General features: G+C 63.6%; 16 protein-coding genes. 5 read left to right on the top strand and 11 right to left on the bottom strand.

What is annotated here, in order from left to right; all coding sequences use genetic code 11:
* Window positions 1-207: 207 nt before the first annotated feature.
* Genes PspCFBP13509_RS26480 through PspCFBP13509_RS26465 form a run of 4 tightly spaced genes read right to left on the bottom strand, consistent with a single transcriptional unit; the run spans window position 208 to window position 4443 of the window.
* Complete coding sequence (locus tag PspCFBP13509_RS26480; protein WP_137212904.1) at window positions 208-624, bottom strand: SRPBCC family protein; 417 nt, start codon at window positions 622-624, stop codon at window positions 208-210.
* Window positions 625-681: 57 nt separating this feature from the next.
* Window positions 682-1977 carry an NAD(P)/FAD-dependent oxidoreductase gene (locus PspCFBP13509_RS26475; protein WP_137212903.1) on the bottom strand — a complete coding sequence of 432 codons (1296 nt, stop codon included), beginning with the start codon at window positions 1975-1977 and terminating at the stop codon, window positions 682-684.
* Window positions 1974-3062 carry a polyamine ABC transporter substrate-binding protein gene (locus tag PspCFBP13509_RS26470; RefSeq protein ID WP_065927957.1) on the bottom strand — a complete coding sequence of 363 codons (1089 nt, stop codon included), beginning with the start codon at window positions 3060-3062 and terminating at the stop codon, window positions 1974-1976. The genes PspCFBP13509_RS26475 and PspCFBP13509_RS26470 overlap by 4 nt, the downstream gene beginning before the upstream one ends.
* 22 nt (window positions 3063-3084) lie before the next feature.
* Entirely contained in the window at window positions 3085-4443 is a 1359-nt protein-coding gene (locus PspCFBP13509_RS26465) for a glutamine synthetase family protein (protein WP_065927979.1), read from the bottom strand.
* 138 nt (window positions 4444-4581) lie between these two features.
* Here PspCFBP13509_RS26465 and PspCFBP13509_RS26460 point away from each other — a divergent pair, with 138 nt between their 5' ends.
* Window positions 4582-5469, top strand: coding sequence for a helix-turn-helix domain-containing protein (locus tag PspCFBP13509_RS26460; RefSeq protein WP_137212902.1), 888 nt, complete (start codon window positions 4582-4584; stop codon window positions 5467-5469).
* Between the two features lie 115 nt (window positions 5470-5584).
* Here the strand turns inward: PspCFBP13509_RS26460 and PspCFBP13509_RS26455 are convergent, their stop codons facing one another.
* Genes PspCFBP13509_RS26455 through PspCFBP13509_RS26445 form a run of 3 tightly spaced genes read right to left on the bottom strand, consistent with a single transcriptional unit; the run spans window position 5585 to window position 8708 of the window.
* Complete coding sequence (locus PspCFBP13509_RS26455; protein WP_137212901.1) at window positions 5585-6688, bottom strand: acetoin dehydrogenase dihydrolipoyllysine-residue acetyltransferase subunit; 1104 nt, start codon at window positions 6686-6688, stop codon at window positions 5585-5587.
* The gene (locus tag PspCFBP13509_RS26450; RefSeq protein WP_027606544.1) at window positions 6685-7704 is read right to left on the bottom strand and encodes an alpha-ketoacid dehydrogenase subunit beta; all 1020 of its coding nucleotides are present in this window, start codon (window positions 7702-7704) and stop codon (window positions 6685-6687) included. Before PspCFBP13509_RS26450 ends, PspCFBP13509_RS26455 begins: the two co-directional genes overlap by 4 nt.
* A 26-nt stretch (window positions 7705-7730) precedes the next feature.
* Window positions 7731-8708 (bottom strand): thiamine pyrophosphate-dependent dehydrogenase E1 component subunit alpha, encoded by a 978-nt coding sequence (locus tag PspCFBP13509_RS26445; RefSeq protein ID WP_065927960.1) that lies wholly within the window; start codon window positions 8706-8708, stop codon window positions 7731-7733.
* A 309-nt stretch (window positions 8709-9017) separates the two neighbouring features.
* On the opposite strand from PspCFBP13509_RS26445, the gene PspCFBP13509_RS26440 reads away from it, so the two are divergent.
* A complete protein-coding gene (locus tag PspCFBP13509_RS26440) occupies window positions 9018-10877 on the top strand; it encodes a sigma-54-dependent Fis family transcriptional regulator (protein WP_137212900.1) in 1860 nt (619 codons plus the stop codon).
* Between the two features lie 69 nt (window positions 10878-10946).
* Here PspCFBP13509_RS26440 and PspCFBP13509_RS26435 read toward each other — a convergent pair whose 3' ends face one another.
* Entirely contained in the window at window positions 10947-11726 is a 780-nt protein-coding gene (locus PspCFBP13509_RS26435; RefSeq protein WP_065927962.1) for an acetoin reductase, read from the bottom strand.
* A gap of 170 nt (window positions 11727-11896) precedes the next feature.
* On the opposite strand from PspCFBP13509_RS26435, the gene PspCFBP13509_RS26430 reads away from it, so the two are divergent.
* Window positions 11897-14044 carry a TonB-dependent siderophore receptor gene (locus PspCFBP13509_RS26430; protein ID WP_065927963.1) on the top strand — a complete coding sequence of 716 codons (2148 nt, stop codon included), beginning with the start codon at window positions 11897-11899 and terminating at the stop codon, window positions 14042-14044.
* 181 nt (window positions 14045-14225) lie between these two features.
* On the opposite strand, the gene PspCFBP13509_RS26425 is transcribed toward PspCFBP13509_RS26430, so the two are convergent.
* Together PspCFBP13509_RS26425 and PspCFBP13509_RS26420 are read right to left on the bottom strand one after the other, a co-directional pair.
* Complete coding sequence (locus PspCFBP13509_RS26425; protein WP_137212899.1) at window positions 14226-14663, bottom strand: carboxymuconolactone decarboxylase family protein; 438 nt, start codon at window positions 14661-14663, stop codon at window positions 14226-14228.
* 107 nt (window positions 14664-14770) lie between these two features.
* On the bottom strand, window positions 14771-15241 hold the full coding sequence (locus tag PspCFBP13509_RS26420) for an Lrp/AsnC family transcriptional regulator (protein WP_065947715.1): 471 nt from the start codon (window positions 15239-15241) through the stop codon (window positions 14771-14773).
* 123 nt (window positions 15242-15364) lie between these two features.
* Between PspCFBP13509_RS26420 and PspCFBP13509_RS26415 the strand changes: the two genes are divergently transcribed.
* Window positions 15365-16648, top strand: a complete 1284-nt coding sequence (locus PspCFBP13509_RS26415) for a methionine gamma-lyase (RefSeq protein WP_242001106.1) — start codon at window positions 15365-15367, stop codon at window positions 16646-16648.
* Here PspCFBP13509_RS26415 and pvdP read toward each other — a convergent pair.
* On the bottom strand, window positions 16584-18215 hold the full coding sequence (gene pvdP / locus PspCFBP13509_RS26410; RefSeq protein WP_137212898.1) for a pyoverdine maturation tyrosinase PvdP: 1632 nt from the start codon (window positions 18213-18215) through the stop codon (window positions 16584-16586). The two genes, PspCFBP13509_RS26415 and pvdP, sit on opposite strands and share 65 nt — an antisense overlap.
* A gap of 142 nt (window positions 18216-18357) precedes the next feature.
* Here pvdP and pvdM point away from each other — a divergent pair, with 142 nt between their 5' ends.
* Entirely contained in the window at window positions 18358-19707 is a 1350-nt protein-coding gene (gene pvdM, locus PspCFBP13509_RS26405; RefSeq protein ID WP_137212897.1) for a pyoverdine-tailoring dipeptidase-like protein PvdM, read from the top strand.
* Window positions 19708-19722 lie beyond the last annotated feature (15 nt).

Raw genomic sequence — 19722 nt, 5'->3', positions numbered from 1 at the left:
CTGGGCTGCGAAGCAGCCCCAATCAGGCTCCCTGTGTTCTGTCAGGTAAACCGCAGCGCCTGGTTTTGGGTCTGCTGCGCAGCCCAACGCGGGCGGTGCGACGATTCGACAAGCCCGCTCACCACAGGGCAACTCGCCAGTCTCTGAAAGTTGTGAAGATAGCTATCGCCCCTCCCACATTAGTCTTGCATTGCCGGGTAGAACGAATCAGGCCGGGAAGTTGGCGCGCAACGCCTCGACCCCGCCTTTGTACATCCCGGCAAACAGCTCTTCCACCGCCGCCTCCGTAGTACCCGCCGCGGGGGTAAACACACCGGACCAGGTCACTTTCGCCGACGAATCACTCAACGCCTCAACCTGCACGGTCGCAAGATAGGCACTCACCGGAAACGGCGACTCTTCAATGGTGTAGCTGTAAGTACGCCCGACGTTATCGAAGGTCTGCAAACGCTCGACGATCACCCCCCCATTGGCGGTCGTCAGATGGCGCACGCGGCCACCTTCACCGGGCTCGCTCTTGGCGATAAACGGAAGCCAGTCCGGCAGGCTGTTGAAGCCACCCACCAAGTGCCAGACCGTCTCGGCCGATACCGGGATTTCAATCACTGCAGATGCTGTTGGCACGCTAAATCTCCAAAAGTCGTAGGAAAACCTCGTGCACAGCCTGCCACGCCCCGGACTTCAATGCATCAATTCCCGCAAGCGATGCCACGCCATTCCCAACGCCAGCAGCGGCGAGCGCAACGCCTTGCCGCCGGGAAAGGTCATGTGCGGCACCTGGCTGAAAATATCCAGGCCCTGGCTGTGGCCCGCGTGTATGCCTTCGGCCAGCAGCCGCGCGCACCAGTGGGTCACGTTGAGCCCATGCCCGGAATAGCCCTGGGCGTAGAACACGTTCGGGTATTGCTTGAGCCGCCCGACCTGGGGGAAACGGTTGGCGGTGATGCCGATCCTGCCGCCCCACTGGAACGCGATGGCGGTGTCGGCCAATTGCGGGAACACCTTGAGCATCTTGGGCTGCATATAGGCCGCGATGTCTTTGGGATCGCGCCCCGAGTAATGGCAGGCGCCGCCGAACAACAGGCGACGGTCGGCGGACAACCGGTAGTAATCCAGGCCGACTTTCTGGTCGCACAGCGCCAGGTTCTGCGGGATCAACTGATTGGCCTGTGCAACCGACAGCGGTTCGGTGGCGATGATGTAGCTGCCCGCCGGCAGCACCTTGCCGCTCAGGCGCGGTTCCAGTTCCTCCAGGTGCGCATTGCAGGCCAATACCAGGCTGGCGGCCCGCACCGTGCCGCCAGCGCAACGCACCTGCACCGTGTCGCCGTGGATCAGTTCCAGCACTTCGGTGTGTTCAAAGATCCGCACCCCAAGGGACTCGGCCACCTGCGCCTCGCCGAGCACCAGGTTCAGCGGGTGCAGGTGCCCGGAGCCCATGTCCACCAAGGCGCCGGCATACTGCGTCGAATCCACTACGTCGCGGATGTCCTGCGGGCCCACCAGGCGGGTTTCATGCACATAACCCAGGCGCGCCAGGCTGTCCTGCTCGCCCTTGAACGCAGCGAACTGCGCCGGGGTGTTGGCCAGCTCGGCAAATCCCCAGCGCAAGTCGCAGTCGATCCCGTGCTCGCGAATGCGCTCGCCCACCAGGGCCACCGATTCGATCCCGGCCCGTTCCAGGTAACGCACGCCCTCCTCGCCCACGTACTTGGCGAACCCCGACACATCGTGGCCGATCCCGCGAATCAACTGCCCGCCATTGCGCCCGCTGGCGCCCCAGCCGATACGCCGGGCCTCCAGCAGGATCACCGAGAGCCCGCGCTGGGCCAGTTCGATAGCGGTGTTGACCCCGGTAAAACCAGCGCCGATCACACACACATCGGCGCTCAGGTCGGCGCCCAGTGCCGGGCGCTCCGGCATGGCATTCGCCGACGCAAGGTAGCAGGAACGGGCGTGGTCGCTGGATGGGATCATTTGTTGGTCTTCACTTTGCTCCAGGCGCGGGTCATCAGGCGCATGGTCGCCGGAGTCGGCGTGGTGGAAATATAGAGTTTATCGAGCACTTCCTGCGGCGGGTACACCTCGGGGTTATTCACCAGTTCAGGGTCCATAAAGGCCTTGGCGGCCGGGTTGGCATTGGCGTAACCGACCGAGGCGCTGACCTTGGCGATCACTTCAGGGTCGAGCAGGTAGTTGATGAAGGCATGGGCCTCTTTCGGGTGACTCGCATCGGCCGGGATCGCCAGCAGGTCGAACCACAGGTTGGAGCCTTCCTTGGGAATCGAGTAGGCGATATTCACGCCGTTCCTGGCTTCCTTGGCGCGGTTGGCGGCCTGGAATACATCACCGGAATAACCGAACGCCACGCAGATATCGCCGTTGGCCAGGTCCGAAATGTACTTGGAGGAATGGAAGTAGGTGATGTACGGCCGCAGCGTCAACAGCTTGGCCTCGGCCTGCTGGTAGTCCTCGGGGTTCTCACTGCGCGGGTCCTTGCCCATGTAGTTGAGGATCGCCGGGAACAGCTCATCCGCCGAGTCGAGGAAGGCCACGCCGCACTGGTTGAGCTTCTTGAGATTCTCCGGTTCGAACAGCACCGCCCAGGAATCGATATGATCGATACCCAACACCTGTTTGACCTTGTCGACGTTGTAGCCGATGCCGTTGGTACCCCACAGGTACGGCACCGAGTGCGCATTGCCCGGGTCGTTTTTCTCCAGCAGCTTGAGCAGCTTGGGGTCGAGGTTCTTGAAGTTGGGCAACTGCGAACGGTCGAGCTTGAGGAACGCGCCGGCCTTTACCTGGCGCGCCAGGAAGTGGTTGGAGGGCACCACCACGTCATAGCCGGTGCGACCGGCGAGCAACTTGCCCTCCAGGGTTTCGTTGGAATCGAACACGTCGTAGATCACCTTGATCCCGGTCTTGGCCTGGAAATCCGCCAGGGTGGTCTCGCCGATATAGTCGGTCCAGTTGTAGACGCTCACCGTCGGCGCGGCTTGGCCGGCACCGCTGAACGCGGCCACCAGGGCCAGCGGAAGAAGCTTGTTCACAAGACGCATATCGATACCCCTTTTGTGTTTTTTAGACGCTCAACAGCAGGAACTCACGCTCCCAGGAACTGATCACCCGCTTGAAATTCTCGTGCTCGGCGCGCTTGACCGCGACGTAGCCGCGCACGAACTTGTCGCCCAGGTACTGCTTGACCGTGTCGCAGTCCTCCATCCGCGCCAGGGCGTCTTCGAGGGTGAACGGCAGGCGCAGGTTGCGGCGCTCATAGGCGCGGCCTTCTACCGGGGCGCTGGGTTCGATCTGTTCGATCATCCCCAGGTAGCCACACAGCAGGCTGGCGGCAATGGCCAGGTAGGGATTGGCATCGGCGCCCGGCAGGCGGTTTTCCACGCGCATCGCATCCGGGCTCGAGGTGGGCACGCGCAGGCCGACGGTACGGTTTTCTTCGCCCCACTCCACATTGACCGGCGCCGAGGTGTCCGGCAGGAAGCGGCGGAACGAATTCACGTTGGGCGCGAACATCGGCAACAGCTTGGGGATGTACTTCTGCAGGCCGCCGATATGGTGCAGGAACAGCGGGCTCATGTTGCCGTCGGCGTCGACAAACACCGGCTTGCCTGTGGCGATCTCCACCACGCTCTGGTGCAGGTGCATGGCGCTGCCGGGCTCGTCGGCCACCGGCTTGGCCATGAAGGTGGCGGCCACATTGTGCTTGAGCGCGGCTTCGCGCAGGGTGCGTTTGAACACGGTGATCTGGTCGGCCAGGTCGAGGGCATCGCCGTGGCGGAAGTTGATTTCCATCTGCGCCGGGCCGTCTTCATGGATCAGCGTATCGAGGTCCAGGCCCTGGGCTTCGCACCAGTCGTAGACGTCTTCGAACAGCGGGTCGAACTCGTTGGCGGCATCGATGGAAAACGACTGGCGCCCGGTTTCGGCACGCCCGGAGCGGCCAATCGGGGTTTTCAGCGGCAGGTCCGGGTCTTCGCAGCGCTGGGTCAGGTAGAACTCCATTTCCGGCGCGACAATCGGCTGCCAGCCCCGGTCGGTGTAAAGCTGCAGGACTTTCTTCAGCACGTTGCGCGGCGACAGTTCGATGGGGTTACCATGCTTGTCGAAGGTGTCGTGGATCACAATCGCGGTGGGCTCGATGGCCCACGGCACCACGTAGGTCGCGTTGGCCACCGGGCGGCAGACCATATCGATGTCGGCCGGGTCCAGCAGGTCGTAGTAGATCTCGTCGTCGACAAAGTCCCCGGTTACCGTTTGCAGCAACACACTCTCCGGCAGGCGCATGCCTCGCTCATGCAGGAACTTGTTGGTGGGCGCAATCTTGCCGCGTGCGATGCCAGTCAAGTCACTGATCACGCATTCGACTTCGGTAATCTTGTGTTCTTTCAGCCAGGCGGACAGCTGATCGAAGGGGGCGTTCATAAGGACCTCATCATGGGGTGGGTGCTGCGCCGGCTTGTACTCGCGGCGCATTGAGGTCTATCTTGGGCCAGCCTTCACAGGCCATCTATCCACTTTGCACGCAGCACAACGCACCAATAGAGTGCGCACGGATCACCCATGACCCAGGCAACCGCTTTGCGCGTACAGGCCTTCACCACCGCTGATGTGGCCGCCCAATGCCGTGCGACACCCGGTTGGGTGCAGCAGTACCAGCAGATGTCCCCGGGGCATTTTGCCGGGCGCGTCCGCTACCTCGACCTGCACGGTGTGCAGGTGTACGAAGAGAGCATGAACACCCGTGTGGAGCAGCACTTCAACGCACCGCCGGGCGCGCTGGCGTTCTGTTTCGATGGCAGCGACAACGCGCTGTATCTGCTCAATGGCGAAAGCCGCAACACCTGGATCACCCCGGAAAACTACCGCGAAGTGGCGGTGGTGTTCGGGCCGCAATTCGTGCAGCGCCACGGCCTGGATGTGGAGACGCTGGAAGGCCTGTTCATGGCGCCGCTGACCTGCCAGCAGAACGCGCTGTTCAGCCGCTGGCTGAGTGGCACCCTGACGCGCTTGTCCACGGTCATCGACCCCGTTTCCCTCACTCAGCAACTGCTCGACGACTGCCTGTTCATCCTCGACAACGCCTGCGTGTGCCTGGATCGCAGCTCATTGCAAAAGCGCAGTGAAGAACGCCGGTTGATGGCGCGCATAGGCGAGTGGGCGGCGGATGCGCCGGACGAAAACGTCAACCTGTTGGAACTGGCGCGGATTGCCGGCGTACCGCTGCGCCAGTTGCAACAAGGGTTCAAGACCTACACCGGGATGAGCCCGGCGCAGTGGTTGCGCCTGCGCCGGTTGAACGGGGCACGGCGGGAATTGTTGAGCGGTGCCGGAACGACCGTGGCCGAGGTGGCGATGAATTGGTCGTTCTGGCATTTGGGGCGGTTCTCTAACAGCTATCGAGCGTTGTTCAAAGAGCTGCCGAGCGAAACCCTCAAGCACTTACTTTGAAATGCATCTGAAAATGTGGGAGGGGGCTACACCCCGATGGCGATGGGTCAGTCAACATCTCTGTATCTGAACTACCGCAATCGGGGGTAAGCCCCCTCCCACATTGAATTGCATTTCAAGGTTGGGATTTTAGGAAGGTTGAGATTAGTTGGTTAACCCGCTCCGCCGCCTCCAACTGCACCATATGCCCCTGCCCCGGCAGAATCTCCACCTGGGCCTCCAGCCCCTGGGCATGGCCGGCCGGGATGATTGCATCGTCACTGCCCCAGATCACCAGGCTCGGTTGCTCCCCCACTACGTTGCGCAAATCCAGGCGCTGGCGCCCATCCTCAAACAACTGGGCATTGAGCTGACGAAGCGCCTGGTCCACCCCTTCCAACCGCTTGAACTTGAGCATGTCCTCCAGCATCTGCCGCGTCACCAGCGCCGGGTCGCTGAACAGTTGCATCAGTTGCGGCTTGAGCGCGTTACGGTTATTGGCTTCGGTGAAACCTTGCAAGTAATCGCCATTGATGTCCGCACCCAGCCCGGCGCTGGCGATCAGGGTCAGTGAGGCAACGCGCGCCGGCGCCTGGCCGGCAAGCGTCAGGCTGACCAAGCCGCCCATGGAGTGCCCGGCCAGGTGCACGCGCTCGAGCTTGAGGTGATCGAGCAAGGCCAGCACGGCCTGGCTCAGCTCTTCGGCGTCACCGGTTTGCAGATGCTTGCCCGACTCGCCATGCCCCGGCAAATCCACGGCGATCACCCGGCGCTCGGCGGCCAGGGCCGGTTGGTTGAACAGCCAGTTGTTCAAGTCGCCGCCAAAGCCATGCACCAGCACCAGCGGCGTACCGCCGTCGCCCAGGTCGAGATAGCGCAGCAAGCGCCCGCCCACCTCGACCTTCTGCGCACTCGGCCCGGTGGCTTCGGCTTCGGCGCTGCTTGAGACGAACCCGGCGTTGAAGCTTTCGATCACCGCATCGATCTCCGCCTCGCTGGCCTCACCTTCCACCACGATCCCCAGCAGCGCACCCACCGGCAAGGTCTCGTCGCTCAGCGCCAGCACGCGGCGCAGCACACCACTGAACGGCGCCTCGACACTGCTGGAGATCTTGTCGGTCTCGACGTCCAGCACTTCCTCGCCCTTCTCCACCCGGTCGCCGGGCTGCTTGAGCCAGACGTCGATGCGGCCTTCGGTCATCGACAGCCCCCACTTGGGCATGGTCAAGGTATGGATCATGCGGCGTTCCTCTTGTCGGCGATCTTCAGCACGGCGGCCTCGATCTTCGCGGCGTTGGGGATGTACAGGTCTTCCAGCGCATCGGAAAACGGCACCGGCGTGTGCGGCGCGGTGACCATCTCGATCGGCGCACGCAGGAACGAGAAGCCCTGCTGGGCCACCAACGCACTGATGTCGGTGGCGATGGAACAGCGCGGGTTGGACTCGTCGATCACCACCAGGCGCCCGGTTTTCTCCACGCTCTCGAGGATGCTGTCTTCGTCCAGCGGGCTGGTGGTGCGCAGGTCCAGCACTTCGCAGTCGATGCCCTGGCGTGCCAGGTTGGCGGCGGCTTCCAGGGCGATATGCACCATGCGGCCGTAGGTCACCAGGGTCACGTCGCGGCCTTCGCGCACAAAGTTGGCTTCGCCGAACGGCACGGTGTACAGCTCTTCCGGCACCTCACCTTGGAGGCTGTAGAGCATCTTGTGTTCGAGGAAGATCACCGGGTCGTTGTCGCGGATCGCCTGGATCAGCATGCCCTTGGCGTCATACGGCGTGGCCGGGCACACCACCTTGAGGCCGGGAATGTGCGTCCACATCGAGGTGAGCATCTGCGAATGCTGGGCGGCGGCGCGCAGGCCGGCACCGTACATGGCGCGCACCACCAGCGGCGTGGTGGTCTTGCCGCCGAACATGTAGCGAAACTTGGCGGCCTGGTTGAGCAACTGGTCGAGGCAGCAGCCGATAAAGTCGACGAACATCAATTCGCACACCGGGCGCATGCCACGGGTGGCGGCGCCGACGGCCATGCCGACGTAGCCGACTTCGGACAACGGCGCATCGAGTACGCGGTCCGGAAACTCCGGGTACAGGCCCTTGGTCACGCCGAGCACACCGCCCCAGGCGTCCTGCTCGCCGGGGGAACCGGTGCCGCCGGAGACGTCCTGGCCGATAATGAACACGCTCTGGTCGCGGCGCATTTCCTGGGCCAGGGCTTCGTTGATTGCCTGCTGATAGCTGATTTTGCGAGCCATGAAATTCTCTCCGAGTCTTGTAGTTATTAGCGGTAGGCGACGTAGACATCACTGAGCAGGTCGGCGGCCTGGGGCTTGGGATCGGACTTGGCCAGGCGCACGGCGTCGTCGATCAACTGCGCGACCTCGCCGTCGATACGTTCGAATTGGGCCGCGTCAAGCCAGCCTTCGGCATTGCAGCGCTGGCGGAACAGTGCGAGGCAGTCGTGGGATTCGCGCAGGTTCTTCACCTCGTCCGGGCCACGATAGGTTTGTGCATCGCCTTCGAAGTGGCCGTAGAAGCGACTCAGCTTGACTTCCACCAAGGTCGGCCCGTCGCCTTTGCGTGCACGCTCCACGGCCACGCCCAACGCCGCGTGTACGGCAAAGAAGTCATTGCCATCGACAATCACCCCCGGCATGCCGAAGCCCACCGCCCGCTCGGCAATGTCCTTGCACGCCACCGACCAGCCGGAACCGGTGGCCTCGGCATAGCCGTTGTTCTCGGCAACGAACAGGCACGGCAGTTTCATGATCGACGCCAGGTTCATCGCCTCGAACACCGCGCCCTCGTTGGAGCCGCCGTCGCCGAAAAATGCGACCGCCACGCCCTGGCTGCCCTTGAGCTTGGAGGCCAGCGCGGCGCCCGCCGCCAACGGCGCACCCGCCCCGACAATGCCGTTGGCGCCGAGCATGCCCTTCTCCTGGTCGGCGATGTGCATGGAGCCGCCCTTGCCTCCGCACACGCCGGTTTTCTTGCCGTAGATCTCGGCCATCATGCCGAACACATCCACGCCCTTGGCGATGCAATGGCCATGGCCACGGTGGTTTGAGGCGATGCAATCTTCATCGTTGAGGTGGGCCATGACCCCCGCTGCGCTGGCTTCCTGGCCGGCATACAGGTGCACGAAACCGGGGATCTCGCCGGTGGCGAATTCCACATGCAGGCGTTCTTCGAAATCACGGATGGTGCGCATCACGGTGTAGGCATGCAGCAATTGATCGGTGGACAGGTGGGTGGACATCTTGTTGTTCTCCAGGTTGTCTCGACACACAAAAGGCTGGCTGCGGCCAGCTGCAAGCGGTTCAGCACAGCCTGTGCCAAGGTGCGATGAAACCTGGCAAAGCCTTGATCCAGAGCAGTGCCGTGCGGTTGTGCCGGGACGGTATGCCTGTGCAGAATGAGACGGTGCATTGCACTGTGCAGGCGGCGTCTCGGCCGGAATGAGACGCCGCGTCTCACGCGGGGCTGTTGGTCAGGTCGCCCTTGTCCCCTCGCGCCCACGGGCGCTTAATGGCGGGCATAACAACAAAGATCGAGAACCGGAGGCCTTATGCTCGCCGCGAACTCCAGGGAGCACGTCGACTGCGTCAGTCGCGTGGTCCGCAATGCCGATCGCCTGCCCCAGGCGCCGGTGCCGTCGCTGATTTTCGATTCATGGCGGCGTTCCATTGAACAACACCACCTCGACCCCGGCTCGCTGCAGGGGCCACGCATCCTTACCGAACCCTTGCTCAAGGAATGCCGCGAACGCGCCGAGCTGTTCATGCGCATCGCCGGCGAGGAAGTCGGGCAACTGCACCACCGGGTGCGCCACGCCGACTACTGCGTGATGCTCACCGACGCCCAGGGCCAGACCATCGACCACCGCGTCGACACCACCATTCGCAGCGACTGCCGCAAAGCCGGCCTGTACCTCGGCACCTGCTGGTCGGAAGCCGAGGAAGGCACCTGCGGCGTGGCCACGGTGCTGACCAGCAAGGCCGCAGTGACCGTGCACAAGCGCGACCACTTCCGCGCCGCCTTCATCAGTTTGACCTGCTCCGCCGCGCCGATCTTCGACTCCCAGGGCAACCTGCTGGGGGTGATGGATGCCTCGGCGCTCAAATCCCCGGATGACCGGCGCAGCCAGCACCTGGTGCGGCAGATGGTGGCCCAGAGTGCCCTGGCCATCGAAAACGCCTTCTTTATGCACAGCGCCCGCGAGCACTGGGTGCTCCAGGCCCACAGCACACCGGGCTACGTGGACAGCCAGCCCGACCTGCTGCTGGCCTGGGACCAGGACGGGCGCCTGCACGCGCTGAATAGCAAGGCGCGCCAGGCACTGCGCCGGCGTTTCGGCCAGGTGCCGGAGCATATCGGCGAAGTGTTCGACCTGGATGCGTTGCGCTCGGCCACCGATCAATCAACCCAACACCTGCAATGGCTGGGCGAGCCTGGCATGCTGCACGTGCGGGTCAACGCGCCGCGCCGCAAACCGTCACGGCCCGTTGCGCACACCCAGGTCGACCCACGGGTGGAAGAACACCTGCGCCTGGCCGTACGCGTCAAGGACCGCAACCTGCCGGTGCTGGTGCAGGGGGAAACCGGCGCCGGCAAGGAAGTGTTCGCCCGCCAGCTGCACGAACGCAGCGCCCGGCGAACAGGGCCCTTTGTGGCGGTGAACTGCGCGGCGATCCCCGAGAACCTGATTGAAAGCGAGCTGTTCGGCTACGTGGCCGGGGCCTTTACCGGTGCGTCCAGCAAAGGCATGCCGGGGCTGTTGGTGCAGGCCGATGGCGGCACCCTGTTCCTCGATGAAATCGGCGATATGCCGCTGGCGTTGCAGACGCGCCTGCTGCGGGTGATGGCCGAGGGTGAAGTCGCGCCCCTGGGCGGGGCCAAGACCCGCACGGTAGACATTCAGGTGATCTGCGCCAGCCACCGCGACCTGGCCGTGCTGGTCGGCGACGGGCGCTTTCGCGAAGACCTGTACTTCCGCCTCGGCTGCGCACGCTTCTACCTGCCGCCGCTGCGCGAGCGCAGTGACAAACTGGCATTGATCAACCGGCTGGTGGAGCAGCAAGCACGCGGCAGCGGCGTCTCGGTCGGCATCGGCCAAGCCGCGCTGGAACGCCTGCTGGGCTATGCCTGGCCGGGCAATGTGCGCCAGCTGCACCACGCGCTGGCGTATGCCTGTGCGGTATGTGAAGGCGGCACCATCCAATTGGCGGACTTGCCGGTGGAAGTGCGTGGGGAGCAGGTTTCGTCAGCCGCGGAACCTAGCGTGAGCCCGGAACGCCAGGTGGTACTGGACGCGTTGATCCGGCATCGCTGGAAGCCGTTGCCGACGGCGCAGGCGTTGGGCATTTCCCGAGCCACCCTCTACCGCCGAGTCAACCAACTGGGCATCGACATGCCCGGCAAGCACTGACACAACGGGGGTCAACAATGTGGGAGGTGCTTGCCCCCTCCCACATTTAATACCGTCGGCCTTGGGAGATCAGCGGTAAACCAGCCCGCCATCGATCAACGGCGCCTGCCCGGTCATGTAATCCGCGTCCGGTCCCGCCAGGTAGGCCACCAACCCCGCCACATCCTCCGGCGTTTGCGCACGGCCCAAGGCAATCCCATCCACGTACTTCTTATACGTCGCACCCACTTCAGCCCCGGTAATCTCGGCCATGCGCTTGTCGATCTCCACCCACATATCGGTGCCCACTACGCCCGGGCAGTAGGCGTTGACCGTGATCCCGGCGCTCGCCAGTTCCTTGGCCGCCGCCTGGGTCAAGGCGCGCACGGCGAACTTGGTGGCCGAGTACACGCCCAGCAGCGCGAAGCCTTCGTGGCCGGCGATGGAGCAGGCATTGATGATCTTGCCCTTCTGTTTGAGCGCCTTGAATTTCCTGCCGGCAGCCTGGATGCCCCACAACACGCCCTGCACGTTGATGCCCAGGGTGCGCTCGACCTGTTCCGGGCTGACGTCCAGCAGCGCGTCGATCTGCGCGACCCCGGCGTTGTTGACGATAATGTCGAAGCCGCCAAGGGTCTGGTGCGCATGCTCGACCGCTGCCACCACCTGGTCGCGCTTGGACACGTCGGCGATAAACACCGAGGCCTTGCGCCCCAGGGCCACGACTTCGGCGGCCACGGCTTCGAGCTTGGCGCCATTGATGTCGACCAGGGCGATGTCGGCACCGTCCTGTGCCAGGCGCAGGGCGATGGCCCGACCAATGCCCTGCCCGGCGCCAGTCACCAGCGCAACTTTTCCAGCGATACTCATGATGATCTCCTGCAAGGGTTAGAGAAGCCCTGTCTATCGCAGGTGGGCACGCAGGCTGTCGAGAGGCACGTCATTCAGTGGGCGGACTGAGACGGGACGTCTCACTTGTAAAACCGGGCCGTTATGCCTAGCTTATGCGCCCCCCGCCCTGCGCTTTAAGGCCCTCCCCCATGGTTTTGCGTTTTCGTCCTGTCGTCAGTACACGTTTCGCCCTCGGCCTGCTGCTCAGCGGCGGGATCGGCAACAGTTGGGCGGCACAACTCGAGCTGCCGGCGGTGCAGGTCCAGGGCGAGGACGCGTCAGGCTATCGCGCAGACACCGCCTCGGTCGGCGGCTTCAACGAGGCGCCGCTGCTGGACACCCCGGCCTCGATCACAGTGATCAATGCCGCGTTGATCAAGGACCAGCAAGCGCGCCTGCTCAGTGAGGTGCTGCGCAACGACGCCTCGGTGGGCGACAGCTACGCCCCCATCGGCTACTACGAGAATTTCGTGGTGCGCGGTTTCTCGCTGAATGCGGCGAGCAGCTACAAGATCAACGGGCGCACCATCACCGGCGAGCAGAACGTCGCCCTGGAAAACAAGCAGCAGGTGGAAGTGCTCAAGGGCCTGGCCGGTTTGCAGAGCGGGATTTCCGAACCCAGCGGCGTGATCAACTACGTGACCAAGCGCCCGGAAGATGTGCGCTCGGTGACGGTGTCCACCGATGACCGCGGCAGTGGCTATATCGCCACCGATGTGGGTGGCTGGTTTGGCAGCGAGCAGCAATTCGGCCTGCGCGCCAACGTCGCCCATGAAGACCTTAATTCCTATGTGGAGCACGCCAACGGCCAGCGCGACTTCGTGTCCCTGGCCTTCGACTGGAACATCAGCCCCGACGCGGTGCTGCAACTGGACGCGGAATACCAGAACAAGCAACAGCGCTCGGTACCGGGCTACCAGTTGCTGGGCGGCACCGAGGTGCCCCACGACGCCTCGCCGAAAAAACTGCTGGGCCACCAGAGCGGCTCCAGGCAGGTCGGCATCGATTCGCTGAACCTCAACGGCACCTTCGAATACCGCTTCAGCGACCAGTGGAAAGGCAGCGTCAGCGCCGCGCGCAGCAAGGTGGTGATCGATGACTACAGTTCGTTTGCCTGGGGCGGCGACACCAACGGTGTCGGCAACCACTTTACGCCCGCAGGCAACTACGACGTCTACGACTACCGCAGCCCCGACGATACCCGCCGTGACGATGAAGTCCAGGCGGCGATGACCGGCCTGTTCGACACCGCCGGCATCGGCCATGAACTGACCTTCGGCACCAGCGCGTTTCGCCGGGTGATCGACAAGCGCAAGTCCGTCAACGAGTACATCGGCACGGCCAATATCGACGCTGACGCGCCGACGTTCACGCCCACCGACAAGCCGTTGAACGACAGCCATCGCACCCTCGACAGCCGCCAGTACGGCCTGTTCGTCACCGACCGCATCCGCTTCAACGAGCAATGGCAAACCATCCTCGGTGGCCGCGAAGTGCGCCTGGATGAAAAAGCCTTCGACGGTGTCACTGGCAACCAGGCCCGCCATACCCAGCAATACGTGTTTCTGCCCCAGGCGGCATTGATCTACAAACCCGTAGAAAATATCTCGTTGTACACCAGTTACAGCAAAGGCCTGTCCCTGGGCGGCACTGCGCCGTGGTTTGCCAGCAACGCCGATGAAACCCTGGCCCCTACCACCTCGCGGCAAATCGAGGCCGGGGTGAAATACGACTGGCGCCGCATCAGCTTCGCCGCCGCTGTGTTCCAGACACGCCAGGCCTACCAGTACGCCAGGCCGGATGGCGCCGCTACCTTTACCTATGTGCAACAGGGCGAGCAGAAGAACACCGGCGTGGAGTTGTCGGCCAACGGCTGGGCCACCGACCGCCTGCAGATTTCCACCAGCGTGGCGGCGATTCGTGCACGGGTAAGCGGCAGCGGCACACCGGAATACGAAGACCACCAGGCGATCAACGTGCCCAAGCTGCGCGCCAGTGTGTACGCCGATTATGCGTTGCCGTGGGTCAATGGCCTGGCGGTGCTCGGCGGCGTGCAATACAGCGCCAAGAAGTACGCCAACCGCAGCGGCAATGTGGAGGTGGGGGATTATGCGGTGGTCAACGTCGGCAGCCGCTACACCACCAAGGTCGACGGCTACGAGACGGTGCTGCGCCTGAGCGTCGACAACCTGTTCGACAAGCGCTACTGGCGCGACGCGGGCGAGTACATGGGCGATGACTATCTGTTCATGGGCGCGCCACTGACGGCGCGCCTGAGTGCTTCGGTGAACTTCTGACACTTACTGCTGTGGCGAGCGGGCTTGGCGAATCGTCGCACCGCCCGCGTTGGGGTGCGAAGCGCCCCTGATGAAGACGAATGGGGTATATCAGGCACTCCTCTGCGCCTGGTTTTGGGGCTGCTGCGCAGCCCAGCGCGGGACAAGCCCGCTCACCACAAAAGAGCCGTCTTCAACCGCCTTATTCAGGCATCTTGCGAAACCCCACCGCGAGGCGGTTCCAGCTGTTGATGGTGGCGATGGCCACGCTCAGGTCCACTTGCTCCTGGGGGCTGAACTCGGCGGCGAGCGCCGTGAAGTCTGCGTCCGGGGCGTGGGTCTGGCTCAACAGCGTCAGGCTCTCGGCCCAGGCCAATGCCGCACGTTCACGCGGGGTGAAGAACGGCGTTTCACGCCAGGCCGACAGGGTGTACAAACGGCGCTCGGTCTCGCCGCCCTTGCGCGCATCGGCGGTGTGCATGTCCAGGCAAAAGGCACAGCCGTTGATCTGAGAGACCCGCAGGCGGATCAGTTCCAGCAATGGCAGCTCGATGGAGAGTTTGCCGACGGCGGCTTCCAGGGCGAGCATGGCTTTCATGGCGTCTGGGGAAGCAGTGTAGAAATCGGTACGGGCTTGCATGCGGAACTCCGGAACGGTGGGAAGTGGTGGCTAGGTTAGCCACCGGGCCGTAGGGGAGAAATAGCCAATTGCGGGGAAGAACAGGTGACCAATGGAGCGGTGTGCGATCAACCCGGCAATGGAATCACCCGCAACGGTCGCACCGACTTATAGGAAAAACTCGAATAAATCTCCTTGACGCACGGCAGCGTCTGCAACACCTCCCGCGCAAACTCGCCGAACGACTCCAGATCCCTGGCCACCACTTCGAGCAAAAAGTCATAGCGTCCCGACACGTTATGACAGGCCACGATTTCCGGAATATCCAACAGGCGTTGCTCGAACGCCCGGGCGATTTCCTGGGTGTGGCTCTCCATCATGATGCTGACAAACGCCGTCACCCCGTACCCCAGCGCCTTGGGCGAGAGGATCGCCTGGTAGCCGCTGATCACCCCGCTTTCCTCCAGGTTCCTGACCCGTCGCCAGCACGGTGAAGTGGTCAGGGACACGCGCTCGGCCAGCTCGGCCACGGTTAAACGGGCATTGCCTTGCAGGGCGTTTAATAACGCCTTGTCGGTGCGATCCAGCGTGATGGGCATGACGTGCCTCTGTTTATTGTTTTTAGCGAGTTTTCATCCCAGGACAAGGGATTTCTCGGCAAAGTTTGGAAAATCCAGCCGTGATTATAAGCATAGCATTGTAGGAAATAAGGAGCGCCCGACATGAACACTAAACACAATGCATTCGGCTTTTCCACCCGTGCCATCCACCACGGCTACGACCCCAAGGACCACCACGGCGCGCTCGTGCCGCCGATCTACCTGTCGGCCACGTTTGCCTTTCCCACTGCCGAATACGGCGCCGCCTGTTTTGCCGGTGAGGCCGGCGGCCATTTCTATACGCGCATTTCCAACCCGACCCTGGCGCTGCTGGAGTCCCGCATGGCCAGCCTGGAAAACGGCGAAGCGGCGGTGGCGTTCAGTTCGGGCATGGGCGCGATTGCCGCGACGTTCTGGACCCTGCTGCGCCCAGGCGATGAGGTGATCGTCAGCCAGACGCTCTACGGCTGCACCTTCGCCCTGCTGCATCACGGTATCGGCGAATTCGGCATCAAGGTGCGTCACGTGGACCTCACCGACCTGGCGGCCCTGCAAGCGGCACTCAGCCCCGCCACCCGCATGGTCTACTGCGAAACCCCGGCCAACCCCACCCTGCAACTGGTGGACATCGCCGCCGTGGCCGCCCTCGCCCATCAACAACCGAACGTTACCGTGGTGGTCGATAACACCTACTGCACGCCGTACCTGCAACGGCCCCTGGAACTGGGCGCCGATGTGGTGGTGCACTCGGCCACCAAGTACCTCAGCGGCCATGGCGACATCACCGCCGGCATTGCCGTGAGCAACCAGGCCCTGGCCCAGCGCATTCGCCTGAAAGGCCTCAAGGACTTGACCGGTGCGGTGATGTCGCCCCAGGACGCCTCCCTGTTGATGCGCGGCCTCAAGACCCTGGCCCTGCGCATGGACCGCCATTGCAGCAACGCCCAGGCCGTGGCCGAAGCCCTGCAGGCGCATCCGGCCGTGGAGTGGGTGACGTATCCGGGGCTGCGCAGCTTCGCGCAATACGAATTGGCGGCGCGGCAGATGAGCCAGGCCGGTGGCATGATCGCCTTCGAACTCAAGGGCGGTATCGACACCGGTCGACGCTTCATGAATGCCCTCAAGCTGTTCACCCGCGCGGTCAGCCTGGGCGACGCCGAGTCACTGGCCCAGCACCCGGCGAGCATGACCCATAGCACCTACACCCCTGAAGAACGCGCGCATCACGGTATCAGCGAAGGCCTGGTGCGTTTATCGGTGGGGCTTGAGGACGTCGCCGACCTGTTGGCGGACGTGCAGCAGGCGCTGGCCAAGTGCACCCGCACCGTGCCACGCCAAACGCTCAAGCCTCTCGCGCCTTCACCTTCAAATGCCGCGCATACCAAGGCCGCTTCGGCACGCGCTTGAACAGGCCCTGCAACAGGTGCTCGTCCTCGCCAAAGGTAATGCGCAAGGCGAGCTTCATGGTCTCCGGGTCCATCTCCATCGACCGGCCCATCTGCAACCCCGGGGTGGTGCTGCAACCGTGGGTGTCCGGGCCCAGCCACGGGTCGCCGACTTCGACCCAGCGTCCCGCTGCGAACCAGGCCACGCCGTTGACGTCCAGGCGCCTGACTTCGCCGGGGTTGAAGCGTTCGTGGGCGCGGTACCAGTCTTCGATACGGTCGTCGATCCAGCCGTGGAAGTGCCAGAACACCGGGTTCACATGGGATGAAAACGGGTCGCCGAGAAAGTCGTTTTCCGCCGCATACCAACGCGCAGCAAAGTCTGCCGGGTCGCGGGCCAGGGGTACCGGCGCGCCGTTGGACGGGTCGCGGGGCACCGAGGCCCAGCGCATGTGCAGCCAGTCGTGCAGGCCCAGTTCCATTTCGGAGCCGAGTTGGCCCAAGGTCAGTTTGGCCAGGTAGCGCGGGTCGCGGTACTGCGATTCCCAGACCTGGAAGTTGCTGTGGTAGGTCTCGGCGGCCTTGATGTCGCTGACCCACTGGGTGTATTCGCTGTCGTCCGGGGCTGACCAGGTGGGCGGCAGCGCGAAGCCGTCGTGGTTGTCGAAGTAACGCAGGAAACCCAAGCGGTCGCGCTCCAGCGCCGGTTGCGGTTCGGGGAATACAGGCCACGAGGGCAGATCCTGCATGGAACGCGCGGTGCCGAGCATATGCCGGTGCATGAAGAAGAAATCGATGCCCGAGCCGTTGCGGTCTTTGTGTTTGCCACGGGCGTCACGCTCCTTGCCGCGCGGGCCGGGTTGCCAGCCGATGCCGCGCAGGGCGTCGCGTTTTTCTTCGGAGAGTTTGTGCCATTGGTCACGGGTGGCGTGCCACAGCTGGTGAAACAGGCGGTGCTCCGGAGCAATCAGCCAGGCCAGCAGGGTCGGGTTAAGGCCGATGCGTTGGCGGGCTTCGGGAAACAGCTGTTTGTGGGCGATAAAGCGGTTGTCACGTTCGGTCAAGGCCAGGGGCCGATCCAGGTCGAGGATGTGCCCGCTGAGGGTGCCGCTGCCGGCGTTGGCGAAGTCGGCCCAGACTTCATCGAGGGTCATCTTGAACTCATAGGCGGGCCTGCCGTCGAGGGCATCGCGGTCGATCAGGCGCCAGTAGAGCAAGGCGCCCTCGCCCGTCAGCAGGTCACCGAGCACGCGGTAGCGCGGTTCGCCTTCGCCGCGCAGGTTGGCAGCGGTGTCCAGGTAGCCGCGCAGGCCACGGCCACGGGGGGCGATGTCGAGCAGCAGTTCCAGGCCTTGCAGCGGCAGGCCCTTGAGGCCGGCGTCGCGGCCTTCCAGGCGCAGGCTCCACACCCCGCGCAAGGTGTTGGCCAGGTGCTGCCCGGCGGTGTCGGCCAGGTCCACGGTGGCTTCGCCGGGAGTGATGGGCAATTCTTCTTCGCGCGTCAACTCGCGATGGGCATAGAAGGCGGCAGGCACAGCCGCGCCGGTCAGCGCCAGGCCTGCGATGAACCCACGTCGAGAGATGGTCATTGTCTACCTTAGGAAACGGCTTTATCAGAGCTAGAACGTTTGCAGGCCGGGGAAATTTACCGCCCTGCCCGTGCCGCCTAAATTTCCCCGCGCACCACTCGTTCTTCCCTGATAGCGAAGGCCTCAACTGACTGAGATGGCAATGACAAAACCACGTTCGAAAAAGGCGCTGTACATCGGCTTGCCGCTGGCACTGGCCATCGGTGCCGGCGCAGGCTTCCTGGCCTGGGATCATTGGTTCAAGGGCAATGCCGGCTACCCATTGGCCGTGATCAAGCAGGCCAATGAACTGCAGGACCGCTTGCTGTCGTTCGACAGCCATATCACCGTTCCCATGGATTTTGGCACCGCCGGCAACGAGGCGGACAAGGACGGCAGCGGCCAGTTCGACCTGGCCAAGGCGGCACGCGGTCGCTTGTCCGGCGCAGCCCTGACGATCTTCGGCTGGCCGGAAATCTGGAATGGCCCCAACGCCCCGCACAAGCCTACTGACGGCTTTGTCGAGGAAGCCCGCCACGAGCAGGAGGTGCGCTACAAGATCATCTCCGGCATGGTGCGTGACTTTCCCAATCAAGTCGGCATCGCCTATACCCCGGATGACTTTCGACGCCTCCATGGCGAAGGCAAGTTCGCGATCTTTATCAGCATGCTCAACGCCTACCCGCTGGGCAATGACCTGAATCAGCTGGACCTGTGGGCCGCCCGGGGCATGCGCATGTTCGGTTTCAGTTATATCGGCAATAACGCCTGGTCCGACTCATCGCGCCCACTGCCGTTTTTCAATGATTCCGTCGATGCGCTCGAAGGCCTGTCGGACATCGGCAAGCAAGCGGTGCAGCGCCTCAATGACCTGGGGGTGATCATTGACGTGTCGCAGATGTCGACCAAGGCCCTGGAGCAAGTCGCGCAGCTGAGTCGCACGCCGATGGTGGCGTCCCACTCGGCACCGCGCGCGTCGGTGGACATCCCGCGCAACCTCAGCGACAAGGAACTGCAACTGATCAAGAACAGTGGCGGCGTGGTGCAGGTGGTGGGCTTCCCGGCCTACATACGCCCCCTGAGCCAGCCGACCCAGGACAAACTCAACACCCTGCGCGCGCGTTTCGACCTGCCGCCGCTGCCCAACCTGGCCATGGCCCTGATGCCGGGGGACGCGATCATCGCGGCATGGCCGGAGCAGAAGTTCGGCCAGTACGCCCAAGGGCTGTACGGGATTCTTGAGGAGGAACCCAAGGCCACGCTCAAGGACTGGGGCGACGCCGTCGACTACACCGTGCGCAAGATCGGGATCGATCACGTCGGCATCGCTTCGGACTTCAACGACGGCGGCGGCATCGACGGCTGGAACAACGTCGGCGAAATCCGCAACGTCACCGCCGAACTGATCCAGCGCGGCTACTCCGAAGCCGACATCGCCAAGCTGTGGGGAGGTAACTTCCTGCGGGCCTGGGACCAGGTACAAAAAGCCGCCAAACCCTTGGCCAACCGCTAATCACCTAGAAGCAAG

Source organism: Pseudomonas sp. CFBP13509 (assembly GCF_005233485.1).
Taxonomy (GTDB): domain Bacteria; phylum Pseudomonadota; class Gammaproteobacteria; order Pseudomonadales; family Pseudomonadaceae; genus Aquipseudomonas; species Aquipseudomonas marginalis.
The sequence above is the reverse complement of the archived record's forward strand: the minus strand, read 5'-3'. Positions and strand labels throughout refer to the sequence as shown.

Excerpts from the sequence above, each read along its gene's own strand:
- PspCFBP13509_RS26425 (WP_137212899.1), bottom strand. The coding sequence starts at position 14,663 with ATGCAAGCCCGTACCGATTTCTACACTGCTTCCCCAGACGCCATGAAA.
- PspCFBP13509_RS26415 (WP_242001106.1), top strand. The coding sequence starts at position 15,365 with ATGAACACTAAACACAATGCATTCGGCTTTTCCACCCGTGCCATCCAC.
- pvdM (WP_137212897.1), top strand. The coding sequence starts at position 18,358 with ATGACAAAACCACGTTCGAAAAAGGCGCTGTACATCGGCTTGCCGCTG.
- PspCFBP13509_RS26420 (WP_065947715.1), bottom strand. The coding sequence starts at position 15,241 with ATGCCCATCACGCTGGATCGCACCGACAAGGCGTTATTAAACGCCCTG.
- PspCFBP13509_RS26435 (WP_065927962.1), bottom strand. The coding sequence starts at position 11,726 with ATGAGTATCGCTGGAAAAGTTGCGCTGGTGACTGGCGCCGGGCAGGGC.
- pvdP (WP_137212898.1), bottom strand. The coding sequence starts at position 18,215 with ATGACCATCTCTCGACGTGGGTTCATCGCAGGCCTGGCGCTGACCGGC.
- PspCFBP13509_RS26470 (WP_065927957.1), bottom strand. The coding sequence starts at position 3,062 with ATGCGTCTTGTGAACAAGCTTCTTCCGCTGGCCCTGGTGGCCGCGTTC.
- PspCFBP13509_RS26455 (WP_137212901.1), bottom strand. The coding sequence starts at position 6,688 with ATGATCCATACCTTGACCATGCCCAAGTGGGGGCTGTCGATGACCGAA.
- PspCFBP13509_RS26430 (WP_065927963.1), top strand. The coding sequence starts at position 11,897 with ATGGTTTTGCGTTTTCGTCCTGTCGTCAGTACACGTTTCGCCCTCGGC.
- PspCFBP13509_RS26475 (WP_137212903.1), bottom strand. The coding sequence starts at position 1,977 with ATGATCCCATCCAGCGACCACGCCCGTTCCTGCTACCTTGCGTCGGCG.
- PspCFBP13509_RS26440 (WP_137212900.1), top strand. The coding sequence starts at position 9,018 with ATGCTCGCCGCGAACTCCAGGGAGCACGTCGACTGCGTCAGTCGCGTG.
- PspCFBP13509_RS26445 (WP_065927960.1), bottom strand. The coding sequence starts at position 8,708 with ATGTCCACCCACCTGTCCACCGATCAATTGCTGCATGCCTACACCGTG.
- PspCFBP13509_RS26460 (WP_137212902.1), top strand. The coding sequence starts at position 4,582 with ATGACCCAGGCAACCGCTTTGCGCGTACAGGCCTTCACCACCGCTGAT.
- PspCFBP13509_RS26465 (WP_065927979.1), bottom strand. The coding sequence starts at position 4,443 with ATGAACGCCCCCTTCGATCAGCTGTCCGCCTGGCTGAAAGAACACAAG.
- PspCFBP13509_RS26450 (WP_027606544.1), bottom strand. The coding sequence starts at position 7,704 with ATGGCTCGCAAAATCAGCTATCAGCAGGCAATCAACGAAGCCCTGGCC.